General features: G+C 36.6%; 21 protein-coding genes. 15 read left to right on the top strand and 6 right to left on the bottom strand.

Translation table 11 applies throughout. The annotated features are described in order from the left end of the window. Window positions 1–16: 16 nt before the first annotated feature. Window positions 17–1201: a carboxypeptidase-like regulatory domain-containing protein gene (locus ODR02_RS11845; protein WP_309512570.1), complete on the bottom strand. Its 1185-nt coding sequence runs from the start codon at window positions 1199–1201 to the stop codon at window positions 17–19. Window positions 1202–1458: 257 nt separating this feature from the next. Here ODR02_RS11845 and ODR02_RS11840 point away from each other — a divergent pair, with 257 nt between their 5' ends. The 11 genes from ODR02_RS11840 to ODR02_RS11790 all read left to right on the top strand — a co-directional run bounded on the left by ODR02_RS11840 (window position 1459) and on the right by ODR02_RS11790 (window position 11572). After that, a complete protein-coding gene (locus tag ODR02_RS11840) occupies window positions 1459–2727 on the top strand; it encodes a mechanosensitive ion channel family protein (protein WP_209788395.1) in 1269 nt (422 codons plus the stop codon). A 176-nt stretch (window positions 2728–2903) separates the two neighbouring features. Further along, window positions 2904–3623, top strand: coding sequence for a pyridoxine 5'-phosphate synthase (locus ODR02_RS11835; protein ID WP_105681013.1), 720 nt, complete (start codon window positions 2904–2906; stop codon window positions 3621–3623). Window positions 3624–3763: 140 nt separating this feature from the next. Beyond that, window positions 3764–4543: an alpha/beta fold hydrolase gene (locus tag ODR02_RS11830; RefSeq protein ID WP_209788397.1), complete on the top strand. Its 780-nt coding sequence runs from the start codon at window positions 3764–3766 to the stop codon at window positions 4541–4543. 114 nt (window positions 4544–4657) lie between these two features. Beyond that, on the top strand, window positions 4658–4894 hold the full coding sequence (locus tag ODR02_RS11825; RefSeq protein WP_209788400.1) for a microviridin/marinostatin family tricyclic proteinase inhibitor: 237 nt from the start codon (window positions 4658–4660) through the stop codon (window positions 4892–4894). 53 nt (window positions 4895–4947) lie between these two features. Continuing rightward, a complete protein-coding gene (locus ODR02_RS11820) occupies window positions 4948–5172 on the top strand; it encodes a microviridin/marinostatin family tricyclic proteinase inhibitor (protein ID WP_105681010.1) in 225 nt (74 codons plus the stop codon). 74 nt (window positions 5173–5246) lie between these two features. Further along, window positions 5247–6203: an MvdC family ATP-grasp ribosomal peptide maturase gene (locus ODR02_RS11815; protein ID WP_209788402.1), complete on the top strand. Its 957-nt coding sequence runs from the start codon at window positions 5247–5249 to the stop codon at window positions 6201–6203. Then, window positions 6196–7200, top strand: coding sequence for an MvdD family ATP-grasp ribosomal peptide maturase (locus ODR02_RS11810; RefSeq protein ID WP_209788404.1), 1005 nt, complete (start codon window positions 6196–6198; stop codon window positions 7198–7200). Before ODR02_RS11815 ends, ODR02_RS11810 begins: the two co-directional genes overlap by 8 nt. Window positions 7201–7459: 259 nt before the next feature. Next, window positions 7460–8473: an NAD-dependent epimerase/dehydratase family protein gene (locus ODR02_RS11805; protein ID WP_209788409.1), complete on the top strand. Its 1014-nt coding sequence runs from the start codon at window positions 7460–7462 to the stop codon at window positions 8471–8473. Next, a complete protein-coding gene (locus tag ODR02_RS11800; protein ID WP_309512569.1) occupies window positions 8470–10239 on the top strand; it encodes an AMP-dependent synthetase/ligase in 1770 nt (589 codons plus the stop codon). Before ODR02_RS11805 ends, ODR02_RS11800 begins: the two co-directional genes overlap by 4 nt. A gap of 128 nt (window positions 10240–10367) precedes the next feature. Then, the gene (locus tag ODR02_RS11795) at window positions 10368–11426 is read left to right on the top strand and encodes a diphosphomevalonate/mevalonate 3,5-bisphosphate decarboxylase family protein (RefSeq protein ID WP_309512568.1); all 1059 of its coding nucleotides are present in this window, start codon (window positions 10368–10370) and stop codon (window positions 11424–11426) included. 2 nt (window positions 11427–11428) lie between these two features. Continuing rightward, window positions 11429–11572: a hypothetical protein gene (locus ODR02_RS11790; RefSeq protein ID WP_209788419.1), complete on the top strand. Its 144-nt coding sequence runs from the start codon at window positions 11429–11431 to the stop codon at window positions 11570–11572. Between the two features lie 43 nt (window positions 11573–11615). On the opposite strand, the gene ODR02_RS11785 is transcribed toward ODR02_RS11790, so the two are convergent. Beyond that, window positions 11616–12656 carry an endonuclease/exonuclease/phosphatase family protein gene (locus tag ODR02_RS11785; RefSeq protein ID WP_309512567.1) on the bottom strand — a complete coding sequence of 347 codons (1041 nt, stop codon included), beginning with the start codon at window positions 12654–12656 and terminating at the stop codon, window positions 11616–11618. 152 nt (window positions 12657–12808) lie between these two features. Here ODR02_RS11785 and ODR02_RS11780 point away from each other — a divergent pair, with 152 nt between their 5' ends. Then, the gene (locus ODR02_RS11780) at window positions 12809–13249 is read left to right on the top strand and encodes a nuclear transport factor 2 family protein (RefSeq protein ID WP_309512566.1); all 441 of its coding nucleotides are present in this window, start codon (window positions 12809–12811) and stop codon (window positions 13247–13249) included. A 36-nt stretch (window positions 13250–13285) separates the two neighbouring features. Further along, the gene (gloA2, locus tag ODR02_RS11775; RefSeq protein WP_209788424.1) at window positions 13286–13663 is read left to right on the top strand and encodes an SMU1112c/YaeR family gloxylase I-like metalloprotein; all 378 of its coding nucleotides are present in this window, start codon (window positions 13286–13288) and stop codon (window positions 13661–13663) included. A gap of 4 nt (window positions 13664–13667) precedes the next feature. Here gloA2 and ODR02_RS11770 read toward each other — a convergent pair whose 3' ends face one another. Together ODR02_RS11770 and ODR02_RS11765 are read right to left on the bottom strand one after the other, a co-directional pair. Beyond that, entirely contained in the window at window positions 13668–14051 is a 384-nt protein-coding gene (locus ODR02_RS11770; protein WP_209788425.1) for a DUF1634 domain-containing protein, read from the bottom strand. Then, entirely contained in the window at window positions 14051–14881 is an 831-nt protein-coding gene (locus tag ODR02_RS11765) for a sulfite exporter TauE/SafE family protein (RefSeq protein ID WP_105681000.1), read from the bottom strand. Before ODR02_RS11765 ends, ODR02_RS11770 begins: the two co-directional genes overlap by 1 nt. Before the next feature lie 97 nt (window positions 14882–14978). On the opposite strand from ODR02_RS11765, the gene ODR02_RS11760 reads away from it, so the two are divergent. Together ODR02_RS11760 and ODR02_RS11755 are read left to right on the top strand one after the other, a co-directional pair. After that, window positions 14979–15530, top strand: coding sequence for a DUF1543 domain-containing protein (locus ODR02_RS11760; protein WP_209788432.1), 552 nt, complete (start codon window positions 14979–14981; stop codon window positions 15528–15530). Between the two features lie 24 nt (window positions 15531–15554). Continuing rightward, a complete protein-coding gene (locus tag ODR02_RS11755; RefSeq protein ID WP_105680999.1) occupies window positions 15555–16667 on the top strand; it encodes a 5-(carboxyamino)imidazole ribonucleotide synthase in 1113 nt (370 codons plus the stop codon). A 305-nt stretch (window positions 16668–16972) separates the two neighbouring features. Here the strand turns inward: ODR02_RS11755 and ODR02_RS11750 are convergent, their stop codons facing one another. Both ODR02_RS11750 and ODR02_RS11745 read right to left on the bottom strand, forming a co-directional pair. Beyond that, window positions 16973–19096: a cation:proton antiporter gene (locus ODR02_RS11750; protein ID WP_309512565.1), complete on the bottom strand. Its 2124-nt coding sequence runs from the start codon at window positions 19094–19096 to the stop codon at window positions 16973–16975. A 6-nt stretch (window positions 19097–19102) separates the two neighbouring features. Next, window positions 19103–19666 (bottom strand): hypothetical protein, encoded by a 564-nt coding sequence (locus ODR02_RS11745; protein WP_209788438.1) that lies wholly within the window; start codon window positions 19664–19666, stop codon window positions 19103–19105. Window positions 19667–19727 lie beyond the last annotated feature (61 nt).

Below are 19727 nucleotides of genomic sequence, written 5' to 3'. Positions count from 1 at the left end.
GAGTTATAAAATTTTATTACAAATTTAAGATTACGTATTCCAGAATCGGTCCTGATTTACCGATATTTCCACTGGCGTGGTTATGGAATGTGGTATAGTAGATATTTCCGCTGCTGGTAGTGGCTGAGCATGATCCTACATAATCACCATGCGCCTGGTGAGCGTTCCATGCATTCTGATTAATGGTAATGGTAATATTGTTACCATTTGCGGTATGGTGGCAGATGGTCATCTGGTTATTGTTTAACGATGTCCCCACAGGTGTTTTAGGAGCTGTTGTATCGACGTACTTATTGGTTCTTATCATCAATGGCTCATTATCTTTCTGTACCAATACTTCCCAGAACGACGGATCATAATGCTGGATTTTTTGCCATAAAGGCTGATCATACTGAATATCTAATGTGCTAAATCCTATTGCTGAAGCCATAGCAGCATTGGAAACGCTGCAGTTGTTATACATTGCACTATTACCATTGGTATTAAAGCATATCTTTGTAAGATCCAGAAAACCTCCATAAACACCACAGTACGGAGCATTTTTATCTCCACCTACCAGATAGGCAGCAGCCCAGTCTGAAGTATAAATGCTTCCGCCATTCGTGATAAAAGTAGAGAGATTACTGTAAATAGAAAGGTCGTTACTCGGTGTGTTGGTGCCTGAATAATTGAAGTTACGGGAACCGCAGTTCAGAAAAATAATATCGTACTGAGAAATGGTGTTGAAATTTTTTAAATCCTGATAGCTAATTTCTGTTGCTGTATAACCAAGACTTGTAATTATACTTTCTATCTCGTCATAACTGCCTTCTACATAAGCTATTTTTGCAATCTGATTCAGTTTTGAATCTTTGTCGGCCACACTGGTTGTTTCATTTTTTTTAACGGTAACAGGAACTTCTGTTCTGAAATTTAAACCATTCCCTGTCTGAATGTGAAGGGTAGAGTTTCCTTCAGGTGCCGTTAGGCTGAATGTTCCGTCAGCATTGGAATAGGTATGGTACACCTGATTTTTACTGTCAATAGTGAATACAATAGCCCCGCCAATAGGTTTTGTTCCGTTTTTAGCAAATACTTTACCTTCTATTGTTCCGGTAGGTATTGTTTTGGAATCTTCGGGATTGATTGGGTCATCGTCGCCTTTACAGTTTACTAACAACACAAGGCAGCATAGCATGATGAACAAGTAATTTTGTTTCATATTTAATTGATTTTGATGGGTTTAGTTTTAACCAAATTTAATAATTTTTTAATATTAAAACATTAAAATTGTAATTTATTTTAATATTTTTTACTAAAATTGATTATTTGTAGTTGATTTTTCATTTATAATTAAGGGTTGTGGAAGATTTGATGTTTTGAAAATTGATCCGCAATATTTTTCGTTTACTACTTTTTGGGATGAAAATTGATTATGAATAGTAAAATGATGATTCTTAATTTCATAAATTTGCTGTAATGAATGACCAGTTACAAGAAACTAAAAACTTTATACAAGAGCTGAGCGAACAGCTTTACATTTATATTACCCAGATATCACCTTCCGGGCTGGACTGGGTTTTCCATATTATTGTAAAATTGAGCTTACTTCTTGTCCTGTTTTTTATTACTGATTTTATTTTTAAATTCATCATTAATTCTGTCTTCAGGTTATTTCATAATGAACAGAAGTTTCCCATCTTAAAATCTATTTATCAGGCTAAAATCACCAACTCCGTAGCACATTTTGCAGCTTTGATTGCTGTTGCCGGTATACAGGGATCCATATTTCCTGAAAATGCATTGCCAAAAACAACCATTTTTATTATACGATGTATTAATCTGGGATTGGTACTAATGCTGGCAGGAATGCTGTACAGATCATTGACTGCTTTCAGAAATTATTTCAGCATCAAACAGGATTTCTATAAGATTATGGCACTTAATGCTATTTCTGAAACTGTGAAAATTTTAGGACTTTTCATCTTTACAGTAGTCGGGCTCTGTGTGATTTTTGGCATCAAAGGAACCACTATTGTAGGAAGTCTTGGGGCCATTACAGCGGTGCTGGTATTGGTTTTCAGAGATACAATCTTAGGATTTGTAACAGGGCTTCACGTAGCGACTTCTAAAAACCTGAAAGTTGGAGACTGGGTAAGTATTCCCAAATACAGTATTGAAGGAAATATTACGGAAATTAATCTTTTGACTACCAAAATCACCAATTTTGATAAAACCGTTTCTACCATTCCTACTTATGATCTGATGACCACAGAGATCAAGAATATGCAGGTGATGTCTGAATCCAATACCCGAAGAATAAAAAAATCAATCTACTTTAACATCAATTCTTTTAAATTTCTGACAGACGAAGATGTGGAGCGTTTAAAGGAGATTAATTTAATTTCAGATTACCTTGAAGAAAGAGCCTCAGAGATCAAAAAAGAAAAAGAAAGCCTTGAACATAAAGATAAAATCGTGAATGGAAGGCAGCTTACCAATATCGGTGTTTTCAGATATTACGCACAGAAATATATTGAAAATGATCCGGATGTTGATAAAAACGGAACCCGAATGGTTCGCCAGCTGGAGATTACCCCACAAGGGCTGCCTCTTGAAATATATTGCTTTGCCAATGATTCCAAATGGGAGCGTTTTGAGCAGATTCAGGCCGATATTTTTGACCATTTATTGGTAGCTTCAAAAGAATTTGAACTTCAGGTGATGCAGGTTAGCGTGAAAGTGTAGAAAAGCTGGAAGACAGAAGAAGGAAGCTGGAAGTTTTATCCACTTTAAAACATATTTTAATTAAACTTTTAAATGATAATGAATTTAGAAAGACAAATAGAAGTACAAAGTCTGGTTTACTTCCAGCTTCAGGCTTCTGACTTCTAACTTCTCATATCTAACATCTAAAATAAAAAATGACAAAACTAAGCGTAAACATTAATAAAATTGCGACGTTAAGAAATGCAAGAGGAGGTGAAACCCCAAGTGTTACAGAAGCTGCTGTAAAAATTCAGGAATTCGGAGGACAGGGGATTACCATCCATCCAAGACCTGATGAAAGACATATCACAAGAAAAGATGTCTATGATCTGAAGCCATTGGTTACGACTGAGTTTAATATTGAAGGAAACCCTCATCAGGATTTTATTGACATGGTATTGGAAGTGAAGCCTGAACAGGTGACTCTGGTACCGGATGCTGATGATGCTATTACATCCAATGCAGGTTGGGATACCAAAAAACATCTTGATTACCTTACAGAGATCATTGCTGAATTTAAAAAAGCAGGAATCCGTACTTCTGTTTTCCTTGACCCTTTACCGGAACTGGTAGAATATGCAGCTAAAACAGGAGCAGACAGAATTGAACTGTATACCGAAGCTTACGCAAAAAATTATCTTATCAATAAAGAACAGGCCATAAAACCTTATTACGATACCGCTGTTGAAGCCAGCAAATTAGGATTGGGAATCAATGCCGGACATGATCTGAGTTTAGAAAATCTGAAGTACTTTTCAGATACTATTCCCAATCTGCTGGAAGTATCTATCGGGCATGCTTTGGTTTCTGAAGCACTTTATATGGGATTGGAAAATACAGTACAGGCTTATTTGAAGAGACTGGCAAAATGGTAATTAATTAAGAGAAGTTAGAAGCTAGATACTAGAAGTTAGTACAACTTTGTTTCTGATCTCTTATATTATCTAACTTCTAACTTCTAACTTCTAACTTCTAACCTCTAACCTCTAACTTCTAATTTCTAACTTCTATAAAAATGGAAATTTTAAACTCAAAAATATTCGGCGAAAATGTAACCAATACGCCGCTTCTTGTATTTCACGGATTATTCGGAATGCTTGACAACTGGGGAAGTTTCGGAAAGGATCTGGGAGAATATCTTCCTGTGCACCTGATCGATCTTAGAAACCATGGACGAAGCTTTCATTCAGAAAGTATGTCCCATGATGATCTGGCAGACGATATTGCACGCTATATGGATCATTACGGAATTCAGAAAGCTCATGTTCTGGGACATTCACTGGGGGGAAAAGCAGTAATGCAGTTTGCCATAAAATATCCTGAACGTGTTGAAAAACTTATCGTTGTCGATATTTCGCCTAAAGCATATCCGCCACATCATCAGGGAATTATCAAAGCACTGGAAACGGTTGACTTTGATACCGTATCCTCAAGAAATGAAGTGGAAGCCGTTCTGAACCAGTATATTCCGGAAAGATCTACCGTGCAGTTTTTAACGAAAAACCTGTATTGGGATGACAATAAAAAACTGGGCTGGAGATTCAATCTTAAAACATTATCTGAAAAATATAATGAATTTGTATCCAACGCCATTAAATTCGGTGTTTTTGAAGGAGATACATTGTTTATTGCAGGAGCAAAATCTAATTATATCCTGCCACAGGACGAATTTGGTATCAAGCAGCAATTTCCTAAAGCTAAAATAGTAACCGTACAAAATGCAGGACATTGGGTGCAGGCCGAAAATCCCGTTGATTTTGCAAATGTTGTTAAGGAGTTTCTTGGTTTAAATTAATTTTATACTTTGATTTTTGATATTGTGTTAAAATTTTATTAAAACGCAATATTGTTTCTCCATGATTTGAATTTTTTGTACTTTGGATTTTCAAAACAATAAAAATATTAACTTATGGAAAACAAAAATTCAAAAAAGAAGCCGTTTTTTGCGTCATTCTTAGAAAAACAGGTTAAAGATCCTGAAACAGTAAAAGGAGGAGGTATTACTTCCGTACTTGTAGACCAAATTACTACATCCCTACAAGATCAGATCACGACTCCTCTTAAGGATAATGTTACCAAGCCTGATAATGACAATGTAACAATGAAATATCCATCTGACGGAGATGATGATGTTTTAGAAGTATAAAAAATATACATACAGCTTAAGCTAATTATATATCAAACCAAAACTAAAACATTATGAAAAACCAAAACTCAAAGAAGAAGCCATTTTTCGCATCATTCTTAGAAAAGCAGGTGAAAGACCCTGAAACGGTAAAAGGAGGAACTGACGTAACCCTTGCTGAAAGGGATTTGATCACAAAACCTGCCATAGATACAGTAACTTCTCCAAAAGATGATATGATGCACACGCTGAAATATCCATCGGACGGTGATGATGATACCATCTTTATTCCACTGTAAGATCAGACAGAACATTAAATAAAATAGTAGGGGAAACTTAAATAGTAAGTTTCCCTTTTTAATAAAACCGGCAAATGATTCTCTGCATCACCCATTCACAGGATTTTTATAATATCGACATCTTTTTTGAATACCTGACGTCTCAAAATATTCCCTATTTCAGACTCAATTCTGACCGTCTGAACCATCTTCAGAAAATCAGCATCCATGAAAATTCATTTGAGCTCACGGATGAATCAGGGAAGACAATCCATTCCGATACCATAAAAGGAGTATGGCACAGAAAAGCCTGGAGGATCAATGCTCCTGAAGAACTGGATCAGGATTATGAAAGAATCTTTCTCAACGAATATGGAAGTCTGAGATATAATCTGATGACAGCTTTAGAACATATTCCCTGGATTAACCCTTACGAAAATGAAAAAAAAGTAGATGGAAATAAGATATTTCAGCTGAAAGTAGCCCAAAGAAATAACTTAACCATTCCCAAAACCATTTTTTCCAATGATGAAGAAAAAATAACAACATTTTTCTATCAATACTGTCAGGGAAAAGCCATTGCTAAACTTCATGGGGTAACAGCAAAAACTATGTCAGGAGAAAACATGATTTCCACTACAGTTATTGAGGAGGAATCTTTGGAACACCTTTCAGATATCGCTTACTGTCCGATGATTTTTCAACCTTATATTGACAAAGAATACGAATTGAGAATCGTTTATGTAGACGGGGATTTCTTTACAGGAAAAATAAATAACAGTGAAAATGCAGACTGGAGAGTAGCCCGTGAAGGGTATTTCTGGGAAGCTTACGAATTACCTGAATCTGTGAAAGCAAATCTCACTTCTATGATGAATGAAATGGGACTTTATATAGGCGCGATCGATATGATCAAAGGAAAAGACGGAGCCTATTATTTCCTTGAAGTCAATCCGCAGGGAGAATGGGGAATGCTGCAAAAAGAACTGGGGTTTCCCATTGCAGAAAGAATTGCCGACAATCTTATCAAAAGAATCAATTTCCATGAATAAAATTTTAATTATAACCCATACCGCAGATAATTTTTCTATTGAAAAAGTCACAGAATACATTGAAAAAAACAACTGTGAAGTCATTCGCTTTGATGTAGACGTATATCCTTTACAAAACAAACTGTCCACTATTTTCCAGGACGGAGAATGGATAAGCATTCTTGAAACTCCTGAAGCAAAACACAGACTGGATGATATTTCTGCAATCTGGTACAGAAGAGCCTACAACATAGGAAAAGGTCTGCGAGAAGAAATGGATACTAAATTTTACGGTGCCGCAATGGGAGAAATCCGTAATACCCTTTTTGGTTTCTTCGAATCTGTAGATGCCTATTCTTTAGGAAAACCAAGTGTGTACAGAAGACTCGACAGTAAAGAAGAACAATTGAAAATTGCAGATAAATTAGGACTGACTATTCCGGCAACCTGTCTTACCAACAATCCTGATGAAGCTAGAAAGTTTATTCTGAAACATCAAAATGTAGTGGCGAAAATGCAGACGGGTTTTGCCATTTATGAAGACGGTGTTGAAAATGTAGTATTTACCAACGTTGTCAATGAAGATAAACTGGAGGAACTGGATTCTTTGTTGTACTGTCCAATGCAGTTTCAGCAGATGATTCAAAAGAAAAAAGAACTTCGTATTACCATTGTAGGAAGAGAAGTCTATGCATTCGAAATAGATTCTCAGCAGTCTGAAGATGCTAAAATAGACTGGAGAAAAGATGGTGTGAATCTTATCGATAAATGGAACAGAACAGAACTTCCCGCAGATGTGGAAGCAAAACTCCTTGAACTGCTTGATATTTATAATGTTGATTACGGAGCAATAGATATGATTGTTTCCCCTGAAGACGAATATTACTTCATAGAGATCAATGCTGCAGGAGAATTCTTCTGGCTGGATAACCTTACAGAAGGAAACCTTATTTCCAAAAGTATTGCAGACGTTCTTTGTGACAAAGCACCAAGACGAAATAATGAGGTAATGGCTTAAAAACAAAGTGTTTTTTAATCATAAAAGTCCTGAAAGTTATCAATTCTTTCAGGACTTTTAAATTTAATACCCTGATGTTGTTAAAATTTTTTCGGTTTGTTGTTCTGTGAATGATAATATTGGTTAAATTAACTTGAATTATGCTTTAAAAATCGCAAATTTGCAAAAGCAGTTTTTCGGGGTAATTTTTACAGAAACCTGAAGAATTGCCGGATAGAAAATATTGTTATATTTTAGTCAGCAATCAAGAAAATAATTAATGATTTTTGTAACAGGTGCTACCGGAATTCTGGGAAGAATAATTGTACTGGAACTTCTTAAAAGAGGGGAAAAGGTGCGTGCTTCCAAACGGCCGGGCAGCAATTTAAACGAAGTAAAGCATTCATATAGCTTTTATACGGAGAATCCTGACGATTTTTTCAACAAAATTGAATGGGTAAACGTAGATTTTGACGATCTCGATTCCTTGAAAACAGCTCTGGAAGGAGTAGATGAGGTGTATCACTGTGCTGCAAAAGTAAGCTTTCATCCAAAAGATGAAAAAGAAATGTACCGCACCAATATCAAGGGTACAGAGAATCTTTTGTTTGCCTGTGAAGGATCGGAAGTTAAAAAATTTCTCCACGTAAGTTCTGTTGCTGTTCTCGATAATTTTAATGAAAAAGGAGAACTGGATGAAGATTCTGACTTTAATCCGAAACTGGAACATTCTGCCTATGCAATTTCAAAACATCTATCCGAAATGGAGGTGTGGAGAGCTTCAGCGGAAGGCCTTAATGTGATCATCATCAATCCGGGAATGATTGTAGGAAGCGGAAACTGGAATCAAAGCAGCGGTGAACTTTTCTCTACTTTTGAAGACAATAGTTTTACCTTTTCAGGAGGTTCTGCTTACGTAGATGTAAGAGATGTTGCCAATACGGCGATAGGATTAATGGAAAATAACCTTTTCGGAGAACGTTTTATTATTGTTGCTGAAAATAACAGATATGCCGACCTTGCAAAACAGGTCAGAACCCGCCTGGGACTTAAAGATGCCAGAATTCTTTCACAATCTGTATTAAATATCGGAAGAATTGCCAATACCCTTTTCGGATGGCTGATCCCGAAACTGAAAATGGTTACCAAATCGAATATTGAGGCCATTTCTTCATTCAACACCATTTCCAATCACAAAGTCAAAGAAAAGCTGAACTATCAGTTTATTCCTGTAAAAGAAAGTATAGACTTTCACCTGAATAATTATATTAACGACAAAAAGCTGAAGAAATGAATCTTGCAGAGGCAATTATCCTTAAAAATGTAGAAAAACATCCTATAAAAGCGGCCATCGGATTTAAAAAGAAAGATGCAGCCTGGAAAGAGCTGAGCTGGAAAAAATTCAGTGAGATTATTTTTAAAACAGCCAATGCCTTACAAGAATCTGGAGTTCAGGAGAATGACAGAGTGGCTATTTATTCAGATAACTCATCAGAATGGATGATCTTTGATCTGGCTTCAATGGCTATTGGTGCCGTTACGGTACCGATTTATTCAACCAATAATGCTGAACAGGCAGAACACATCATTAATGATTCAGGAGCTAAAGCAGTTTTAGTAGGAAATCAGATGCAGTATGATGCCTGCCTGGAATTTTTACATAAAGAAGAAAACAATCTGGAAACGATTATTGTTTCCAAAAAAGCAGTGTGGATCAAAAAGGAATTCAACAGTTTTTATCTTGAAGATTTTATTGCAAAAGCTTCAACAGAGCTGGAAATCTGTAAGAAAGAACATGATGATACCGCTACACTGATCTATACCTCGGGAACTACCGGAATCCCAAAAGGAGTAATGCTTACCCATGGAAATTTCATCAAAGCATTTGACTCTCATTTTGAATTTTTTAAATTTAAAAACTTTGAAGAAGAGCTCTCAATGGCATTCTTACCATTAAGCCATGTTTTTGAAAGAAGCTGGAGTTTATTATGCTTATATGGCGGAGCCCGCGTGTATTTCCTGGAAGATCCGAAAAATGTAGCCAAAGCACTGGAAGAAGTAAAACCTACTATGATGTGTGCGGTACCAAGATTTTTCCAGAAAGTATATGCAGGAGTTCTGGAAAAAGCAGAAGAAGGTTCATCATTGAAGAAAAAAATCTTCAACTGGGCGCTTAAAACCGGCTGGGAAACTGCTGAATTGAGAAGAAATGAAAGACCAATTCCTTTTGGATTAAAATTCAAAGAAGCTGTTGCCGATAGATTGGTTTTCAGTAAAATTAAGGAAAAAATGGGTGGCAGACTTTGGTTCTTACCTTGTGGAGGAGCTTCATTATCACCGGAAGTTACCCGTTTCTTTGAATCAGTAGGAATTCATGTGACTGTTGGGTACGGATTAACGGAAACTACAGCAACCCTGACTCTTTTCCCTTTAACTTATTTTGAACATGGTACAAGCGGAAAACCACTTCCGGGAGTAGAAATGCGTATCGGAGAAAGCGATGAGATTCAGGCGAGAGGAAACGGAATCATGAAAGGATATTATAATAAACCTGAAGAAACCCAGAAAGTATTTACGGAAGACGGATGGTTCAAAACCGGTGATGCAGGAAAGTTTGATGATAAAGGAAACCTGATCATTACGGATAGAATCAAAGATCTGATGAAAACTTCCAATGGAAAATATATTGCTCCGCAGCAGATCGAAAATCTTCTGACCAATAATAATTTCATCCAGCAGATTATGCTGATTGCAGAAGGTAGACAGTTTGTTTCAGCATTGATTGTTCCTAACTTTGAATTTTTACAGGATTATATCAAAAAGAATAATATTTCTTTTACCAATTGGGAAGATGCTGTAAAAAATGAAAAGATCATCAACCTTTATAAAGAAAAAGTTAAAGAATTACAGAGTCACCTGGCAGACTATGAGAAAGTGAAGAAATTTACTTTAATGCCTGCAGAATTTGATATCAATACAGGAGAAATTACTCCTACGCTAAAGGTCAAAAGAAATGTGGTGATCAAAAAATATGCGGATATTATAGAGAAGATGTATTAAAAATTTTAACCTCCTGTTTTTCACGTCAAGTACAAATAAAGGTGTGAGAATTCCTCTCTTTTGGAGGGGTGGCGAAAATTCAAAGAATTTTTGACGGGGTGGTTTAAAATAATGACTTAAATGAAACTATGACGACACAAGAATTTATAGGAAAAGAAAATTTCAACATTCATACACAAACGGTTTCGGAAAGCTGTCCGTCTAATATTGCTCTGATTAAATATTGGGGGAAATATGACAATCAGATTCCTGCCAATCCAAGTATCAGTTATACACTAAACCATTGTAAAACCAATACTTCAATGGAGTTTACAGCAGATGAAGTTTTTTCAGTACAGACTTTTCTGGCTGGAAATGAAGAAGTGAAGTTTGCGGAGAAAATTGAGAAATATTTCAGAAATATAGAGCAATACGTTCCCTGGATTTTAAAAGGGAAATATATTATCAGAACTGAAAATACATTTCCCCACAGTTCAGGAATTGCGAGTTCAGCTTCAGGATTTGGAGCCATTGCAAAATGTCTGATGGAATTGGATGCATCATTTACGGGGGGGAATTCCGAAGAAGAATCTTTGAGAAAGGCTTCATTTCTGGCAAGGCTGGGAAGTGGAAGCGCATGCCGAAGTTTGTATAATGGGCTTGTAGTGTGGGGGAAAACAGATGAGGTAGAAGGCAGTTCAGATCTATTCGGAGTACAATATCCGGATGCTGAAATTCATGAATCATTCAAAAATTTTAATGATTGGGTTCTTTTGATTCATGAAGGACAGAAAAGTGTTTCCTCAACAGTAGGACACGGGTTGATGAATACCAATCCTTACGCGGAGAGAAGATTTCAGGAAGCAAGGGAAAACTTTGTTCCGATGAAAGAAATCCTGAAAAACGGAGATATGGAACGTTTCATCAAGCTGGTAGAACATGAAGCACTTACCTTACATGCAATGATGATGATGAGTGACCCTGCTTTTATCCTGATGAAAACAGGTACATTGGAAGTCATCAATAAGATCTGGGATTTCAGAAGAGAAACAGGGCTTCCTTTATTCTTTACCCTTGATGCTGGAGCTAATGTTCATCTTTTGTTCCCTAATAATGGTTCCGAAGAGCAGATTAAAGCCTTCATTGAAGCTGAGTTATTAAAGCACACGCAGAAAAATGGAGTAGTGAAGGATGTGATGAATTTCTAAGTATGAAAAAGAAGAAGCTTTATATCCTTGTTGCTATTGCCATTGCTGTATTGTTTATGCTTTTTGCTGAATATGAGGAAGGTCCGGTAAAAGTAGCCTTTGGCTGGAACAGGACAATCAATTGGGGCTGGAACTTTGGATTCTGATAAAAAATATTTAATAGAAGTGGGCTTTAGTCCACTTTTTTTATTAACCTTCAGTAACGATAGTTTCACGTTCGCCATCTTCTTTCTTTCCTTCCTCTATCATGATTTCTGCTTCTGCTTTCTCTTCGGAAGTTGCTGTTTCAATCAATTCTTCCTGTTCATCATTGTGATGATCTATAAAAAATTCGCAGTATACCGGAAGGTGGTCTGAACCAAAATTTTCCAAAGTTTTCAGCTGTTTAATAAAAATGTCTTCGCTGTGAAACATCAGATCGATAGGAAACCTTAGGAGACGGTATTTCGCATGGAAAGTAGAAACAAAAGAATGCCCGATTCTCGGATCTATCAGGTGGCTTGTTTTTCTGAACAGAACAGATGATCTTGACCATGCAACATTATTAAAGTCTCCTACAACGATAACAGGTTTCTTGATGTCTTTTACACGCTTGGCAGTGCTTAGAAGATCACCATCTCTTTCCTTTGAAGTTTCTTCTTCCGTAGGACTTGGCGGCGGCGGGTGAACTCCGAAGAAAACAAAAGAAAAGCCATCTGCCGTTGTCATATGGATCTCAATACTCGGAATATCATCAGCTACGAAATAATGAGTTTTTGCTTCTTTGATTTCAATCCTGGAATAGAAATGCATACCATAAGTATTTTCAAGAGTCACTTTATGTTGGAAACCATATTCTTTTTCTAAAGGTCTCATTGCCTTTTCCCAATCGCCATTGCTTTCCATAGTCATGAAAAAATCAGGATTATGCTTTTTAACAAGCCTCATGAATTTCTCGTAGTCTTTATTGAACTGATAAACATTGGCAGAAATAAAATGCAGTTTATCAGAAGATTTGTGACGTTGTCTGTGTTTTTTTACGGGATAAAAACGGGTGTACTTGATGAGGGTATGGCTGTGATGAACAAATAAGACCAGAAGAAGTCCCTGATAATACCATAAATATTCTTCAGAATCAGTAAAAAGGCCTAATAAAAAAGTGAAAAAGATAAGATAGGTGACCTGTATTTTTGCAAATTCCGGAACCCTGAATATCCAGTGAGAATGCTGAATTTTTGGTAATATTGTCATGACCAGAAGAAGTATGGCCAAAGTCAGATAAATAATCCACATATAAAAAGCTCTGAAATAATTTTGGGTACAATTTAAGGAAAATGAATTTTAAAATTTGTTAATCAATTTAAATTTTATTTTATCTATTTTTAATTATCTAAATCTATACTATGAATAAAATAATTGTACTTCTTGTTCTTATAAGTATTTCAGGCTTCGGGCAGCAGCATAAAGAGATTGAAAAACCTATCCGTAATCTCTTCCTTGGCATGAAAAATGCAGATTCTGAGCTTGTAAAATCAGCTTTTGCAGAGAATGCGGTGCTGCAAACCATCACTAAAGATGGGACTGTGAAAAGTGACAGTATACAGGATTTTGTTGCCTCTGTTTCAAAATTTACAAAAGGAGATCTGGATGAAAGAATTATCATAGAAGCTATTCATACAGATGGAAACCTGGCAAGTGTATTTACTCCCTATTCTTTTTATGTAAAGGAAAAATTATCACATTGTGGAGCTAACAGTTTTCAACTGGTAAAGCAGAATAATGAGTGGAAAATTCAATATATTATTGATACGAGAAGAAAGGATAACTGTAAAGAGATAAAATAACAACGTTGAATTAAGAAGTAGTTTAAAATTTAAAGAATGAAAATCCATCATATCGCCATTATCTGTTCAGATTATGCTGTTTCCAAAAAGTTTTATACAGAAATTTTAAACCTGAATATCATCCGGGAAGTATACCGCGAGGAAAGACAATCTTATAAACTTGATCTGGCTATCGGAGATCATTATGTAATAGAATTATTTTCCTTTCCTGATCCTCCACAACGGCCGTCAAGACCTGAAGCATGTGGTTTAAGACATCTTGCTTTTTCAGTAGAAAATGTTACTGAAAAAAGAAATGAGCTGATAGGAAAGGGGCTTAGCTGTGAAGAAATCCGCATAGATGAATTCACCGGAAAAGAGTTTTTCTTTACCCAGGATCCGGACCAGTTGCCGTTAGAGTTTTATGAAATGTAAAAAATTAGTGAGCGTACCCTGCAAAGAAACTTACCGCCATAATTGCTAAAACAATAGAAGAAATGACTACATACACGTAGTCTTTTTCTTTTAAATAGCCTATTAAAGCGAAAACAATTCTCATCAGAGGGGTGAAGATCAACAAAAGAATACCCAGCTGAATAATCGCTACACCTTCTCCTTTGCAAAGAGAGGTCCAGAAGTATCCCCATACTTTTTCAGAAGAAGTACCTACGACAAGGCTGGTATATTTTTCAGGCATTTTAAAACCTTCAATAAATAACTTGATAAAACCGATAAGCGATGTAGCCACAGACAGAATAACACCCAGTCTCAGAAGATTTCCTACGGAACGGTTCAGATCTACATCTGTAAAATTCTTTTTCATTATCTGAAGCTTTTGTTGATACCGTTATACATCATATAAACTGAAAGAATGGTAATAACAATGGCAAAAAATACTTTTAATTTTTTGGTTTTTGATACCATCAGCGTTTTTGAACCAATAAAACTTCCAATAACAACTCCTATCAATACGGGAGCTACAATTACCGGAATGATTTCTCCTCTCTGGAAATAGATCAGTGCACTGGCTACTGCCGTTACTCCAATCATAAAATTACTGGTTGTTGTAGATACTTTGAAAGGCAGTTTCATCATATTGTCCATCGCCAATACTTTTAATGCACCCGAACCTATTCCTAAAAGTCCGGACATTGCACCGGCAAACATCATCATCAAAAATCCGGGAACGGTATTTCTTGCAGAATAGCTTTTTAAAATCCCTTTATCCGGGAATGTTCCGTATAATTTTAGCTTCTCTTCCAGACTTCCTTTGATCAAAGGTTCCTGATGATCAGGCTTTCCTTTAAGATTTAAAATAACTGTAAGAAGAAGGATACTTGCGAAAATAATTCCGATTGTATTGGGGTTAAGCATTCCTGAAACCAGCGCACCAATAATAGCACCTGCTGTAGTCGCTATTTCGAGAAACATCCCGATTCTCATATTGGTAAAGCCTTCTTTTACGAAAGCTACAGCCGCACCGGAAGAGGTGCCAATCACAGAGATGAGTGAAGCACCGATAGCATAATGCATTGGAACGCCGAATCCCAGCGTTAATAAGGGAATGATAATAACTCCTCCTCCTAAACCCGTAAGTGAACCTAAAAGACCCGCGGAAATTGCGCCAAGGAAGAGTATGATGATTTCTGACATACTACAAATAATACTACAAATATAAAATTATTGTCGTAGTCTGCCAAACATTTGAAAAAGATAAATTTAACGTATTTTTGCATGCATGAAAAACGAAATGAAATTATTTTATGTCATTCTTGGGGCAACACCTAAAGGAAGAAATATTGAGCAGCACGATGTTTTCTTCGGAATAGCAGAGAATCTTAAAGATTTGATTCCGGATATGAAAGACTTTTGGAAGGAGGCAGAAGGGAAAATTCACCTGGACTGTTATCAGGAAGTAAAATTCGCTGATGGGTACAAAGTGGAGATTGTGGAAAAAGGAGAAAAATCTTCAGAAGATCAATTGTTTTTCCTCAATTTAGGAGGGTATAAGCCTGGTTTCTTTGAAGAATTCCATGAGCAACACCTTATGGTTGGGCAGTCTATGGGTGAAATTGTAAAAAGAGCAAAGGCTACTGAATTTTACCAGACCATGGGATTTGAAGGCGCTGTAAGCCATATTGATGATAAGCACGGAGTGGATATTGATGATATTTTCAATGTAAGTGATATTCTTCCTGCTTATATGAAAGAAAAATATGCTATCGTTCTTAAAAAGTCTGATGAAGAAAATCAGATAAACCCAATGGGACTGGGCTATTTAAAAATTGATAAAATTCAATAAGAATAAATCTAATAAAAATAAAAAATGAAAATAGGAATTCTGGGAGGCGGACAGCTGGGAAGAATGCTGATACAAAGTGCACTGAAGTATGACGATGAGTTTTATACGCTGGATCCTGCTTCTGATGCTCCGTGTCATAATATCTCGTATTTTACACAGGGAAATTTCAATGACTACGAAACGGTTTTGAACTTCGGAAAAGATAAAGATGTTGTAACCATTGAAATAGAACATGTAAATGCTGATGCACTGGCAGAACTTGAAAAGCAGGGAATAAAAGTGGTTCCTAATGCCAATATTATCAAAACAATCCAGCAAAAGATCCTTCAGAAAGAATTTTATAAAACACACGATATCCCAAGCCCGGAATTTCAGGTGGTATGGAACAGTGATGAAAAGATCATTATGCCATTACCATTCGTTCAGAAAATGAATACCGGAGGATATGATGGAAAAGGGGTACAGGTCATCAAAACAGAAGAAGACTATCAGCATCTATGGACAGAAGCATCTGTTATTGAAAGTCTGGTTGATATTGAAAAAGAACTTTCTGTCATTGTAGCGAGAAACGAGAAAGGAGAAACCAATATTTTCCCGGTAACGGAAATGGTTGCTGATCCCAAGCTGAATCTTTTAGACTTCAATGTATGTCCGGTTCTTCTGACAGAAGATGTTCAGAACCAGATTGATTCTATTACTGAGAAATTTTTAGCTGCAGTAAACTCACCGGGATTATTTGCCATTGAATTATTCCTTGATAAAGAAGGAAAAATATGGGTGAATGAAACAGCACCAAGACTGCATAATTCCGGACACCAGAGTCAGGAAGGAAATACAAATTCTCAATTTGAGCAGATGTACCGTGTGGTTAAAAACTTACCTTTGGCAGATACCGATGCTATCACCTACAGCGGAATGCTGAATCTGGTAGGAGCAGAAGGATTTTCCGGAAAAGTAATCTATGAAGGAATGGAAGACGTTCTTCAGTTGCCTGAAACCTACATCCACTTATACGGTAAGACAGAAACCAAACCAGGAAGAAAAATGGGACATATTAACGTTCTTGCAGATTCCAGAGAAGAGCTTATGGAAAAGCTTGTCATGGTGAAGGGAATGGTAAGAGTAATTGCTGAGTAAAATCAGTTTAAAATAAATAAAGGGAGCCGTTTCAATTCAAAAACGGCTCCCTTTACTTTGTTATACAATCAATTCAATAGGAACGGGCTTTAGCCCGTTTACAAATAATTATAGATTCAATTGGCTTTAGCCGAAACCTAAAATTAAGTTTTGGCTAAAGCCAATTTTATGTATGTTATTCTTATTCTTATTCATATCGGGCTAAAGCCCGATCCTATTGATGACTGAATGGTTTGATGGTTTAATAAAAAGTGATTATTTGTGCATAGATAACTTCCATCATCCCTCTTCCTTCTTCCAGCTTTTTATTTAAAAATTTTCTGAATTACATTTCCAATCTCCACAAAATCTCCATGATTTCCTACAGAACGTATTTCCGGACTGTTTTTGTCATATTCTGAGAACGGGAAAATCAGAAGGTAATTATTATCTTTCAGGTTCCTGTTCAAAAGTTCCGGAATCAGTCTCATTCTTGGAATGTAAGACTTCATACCGCGTTTTGCCATAAGGATAATCAGGGCTTCATCATCTTTCAATTGGGCAGCCGTTCTTTCCCCGTCCTGCCAGGTATTCATAATGATAAACTCTGCTTCTATATTGGCTTTTTTGATGATTTTCTGCAGAATATCAAGGATATTTTCAGGAGCATAGAAAACAACTGTTGCTCCGGAATTTCTGGCAATGTTCCAGACTCTCAGCAATGCATGGAAGAATCCTGCTTCCTGATGGGCATTTTCAGGAATCATCACTGCATATTTTTTTATGGTGGAAAGTGGTTGTGCCGCATGATATACCAGCACATTCACATCATCATTCTGCAGATAACCGTTGTAAAGATTATAGACAAAAGAAGGGGAGAACCCTTTTTCATCCTCCAGTCCTATAATAAGGTCTGTAATTTTCTGTTCTTTAATCACATTATTTACACCGTTGATGACATCATTGTCATACCTTTTTAAAGCCTGTAATTTAACATCTGCGGCTGCGGCTGCATCTGCTGCCTGGTGAAGAAGTTTTTCCGCATTCTTTACTGAAGATTCGTTTTTGTCTTCATTAATGACATTCAGGGCGAAAAGATCTTCCGTATTGGAATGTGCTTTGATGAGGATTCCCAGATTTACCATTCTCTCAACCGTTGCTTCATGATTGATCGCTAAGAGAATACTTTCTTCCTCATGGGTATTTCCTGAAACCGTATCTTCATTGTCACTTTCCGCAATTTTCTGAGCACTTGCCATAGAAATGAAAGAGGAGATGGTACACGAAATCAAAATCAATAAAATACTTCCGTTCAGCACGTGTTCATTCAGTAATCTTACAGGCTCTCCGGTTTCAGTTTCAGAAAGAATAATATTATATCCTACCATTACTGAAGCCAGTGTTGCAGCAGCAGAAGCGGAACTCAATCCAAAGATGAGTTTCCCTTCTTCTTTGGTCAGTCTGAATGTTTTTTGAGTGGCTACGGCAGAAAGATATTTTCCTCCAATTGAGGCTACCAGCATAATTCCTGCTACTTCCAGTGTTTCCCAGCTTTTAAAGAACACTTTAAAATCAATCAGCATTCCTACACTGATCAGGAAAAACGGGATAAATATGGCATTTCCCACAAATTCCACTCTGTTCATCAAAGAAGAAGTATGAGGAATAAGTCTGTTTAAAGCCAATCCTGCAAAGAATGCCCCGATGATTGCTTCTACACCAGCCAGTTCAGCCAGCATAGCAGCAAGATAAATCATAACCAGTACAAAAATATACTGTGAGATTTTATCATCTACTCTTTTGAAAAACCAGCGTCCTATAATAGGGAATACAATCAGTACAATCAGGGCAAAAACAACAAAAGAAACGGATAATTTAATCCAAAACTCTGTTCCTACGTCACCCTGAGACATTCCTACAATCACAGCAAGTACCAATAGGGCAAGAATATCTGTGATCATCGTACCGCCCACGGTAATATTAACTGCTTTATTTTTCGCAATTCCCAACTTGCTCACTAACGGATACGCAATAAGGGTATGAGACGAAAAAAGACTGGCGAATAGTATAGATGTCAGCATGGAGAAATGAAGAAGGTAATATCCTCCCAGATATCCCAGTACAAAGGGAACCGTGAAGGTATAGATACCAAAGGTGAGACTTTTCCATTTGTTCTTTTTAAAATCTCCCATATCAATCTCAAGACCTGCCAGAAACATAATATAAAGAAGTCCGGTAGTTCCCGTTACCACAATACTGCTGTCTCTGGATAATACATTGAATCCGTTCGGACCAATGATGGCTCCGGCGATAATAAGACCCAACAGGTGTGGAACTTTAATTTTATTAAGCAGCAGGGGTGCTGCCAGGATAATGACCAGTACCAACAGGAACTTCAGTACCGGATCTTCTATGGGAAGACTCAGGTTGTGTATACTCAGTAAAATCATATGTGTTTATTTTGTGGAACGTACTAATTCAACAGAGAACTTGGCGGTACAGCCATCAGAAGTGATGGTTCTTGTTCCTTTGATCTTGTTGTCTGAAATATCATTAAGAAGAACGCTCATTTCTACATTCTTTTTGGCCGTAGAATCTGTTTTAAAAGACAGTCTGATCTCATTATTTTCAAACTTGCCTGTATACAGCCTTACCAGATTATTATTATTGATAATTTTGGTAATAGGCTGGGTGGAATCATTATCGAATTCCCAGATGTCCGTACGCTGGTCTCCTACAGCATATTCACTGCAGTTAGACTCTGTACAGATAACTTTTCCATTCCATGGGCCGGAAATTTCAGTGGGCCATGTTGCAATAACTACGGAATCTTTTTTAGCAAAAATACTGTCTCTCATTTTCAGAAGAGACTGATATTCGGACTCTTTTTTAGCGAATATTTTTTCTTTTTCTAATAATTGTTTTTCCCGGTCTGTCAGGTTCTTTTCTTTCTCTTTGTAATCACAGCTTACCAAAAGGAAAGAGGCGGTCAGAAATAAAAATAATGTGTTTTTCAGCATATTGTATAGGTTGGAGTATACAATATAAGAAAAATGAAGGGAATATGAAAATAGTCCTGGC

It is taken from the genome of Chryseobacterium sp. CFS2 (assembly GCF_036543225.1).
Taxonomy (GTDB): domain Bacteria; phylum Bacteroidota; class Bacteroidia; order Flavobacteriales; family Weeksellaceae; genus Chryseobacterium; species Chryseobacterium culicis_A.
The sequence above is the reverse complement of the archived record's forward strand: the minus strand, read 5'-3'. Positions and strand labels throughout refer to the sequence as shown.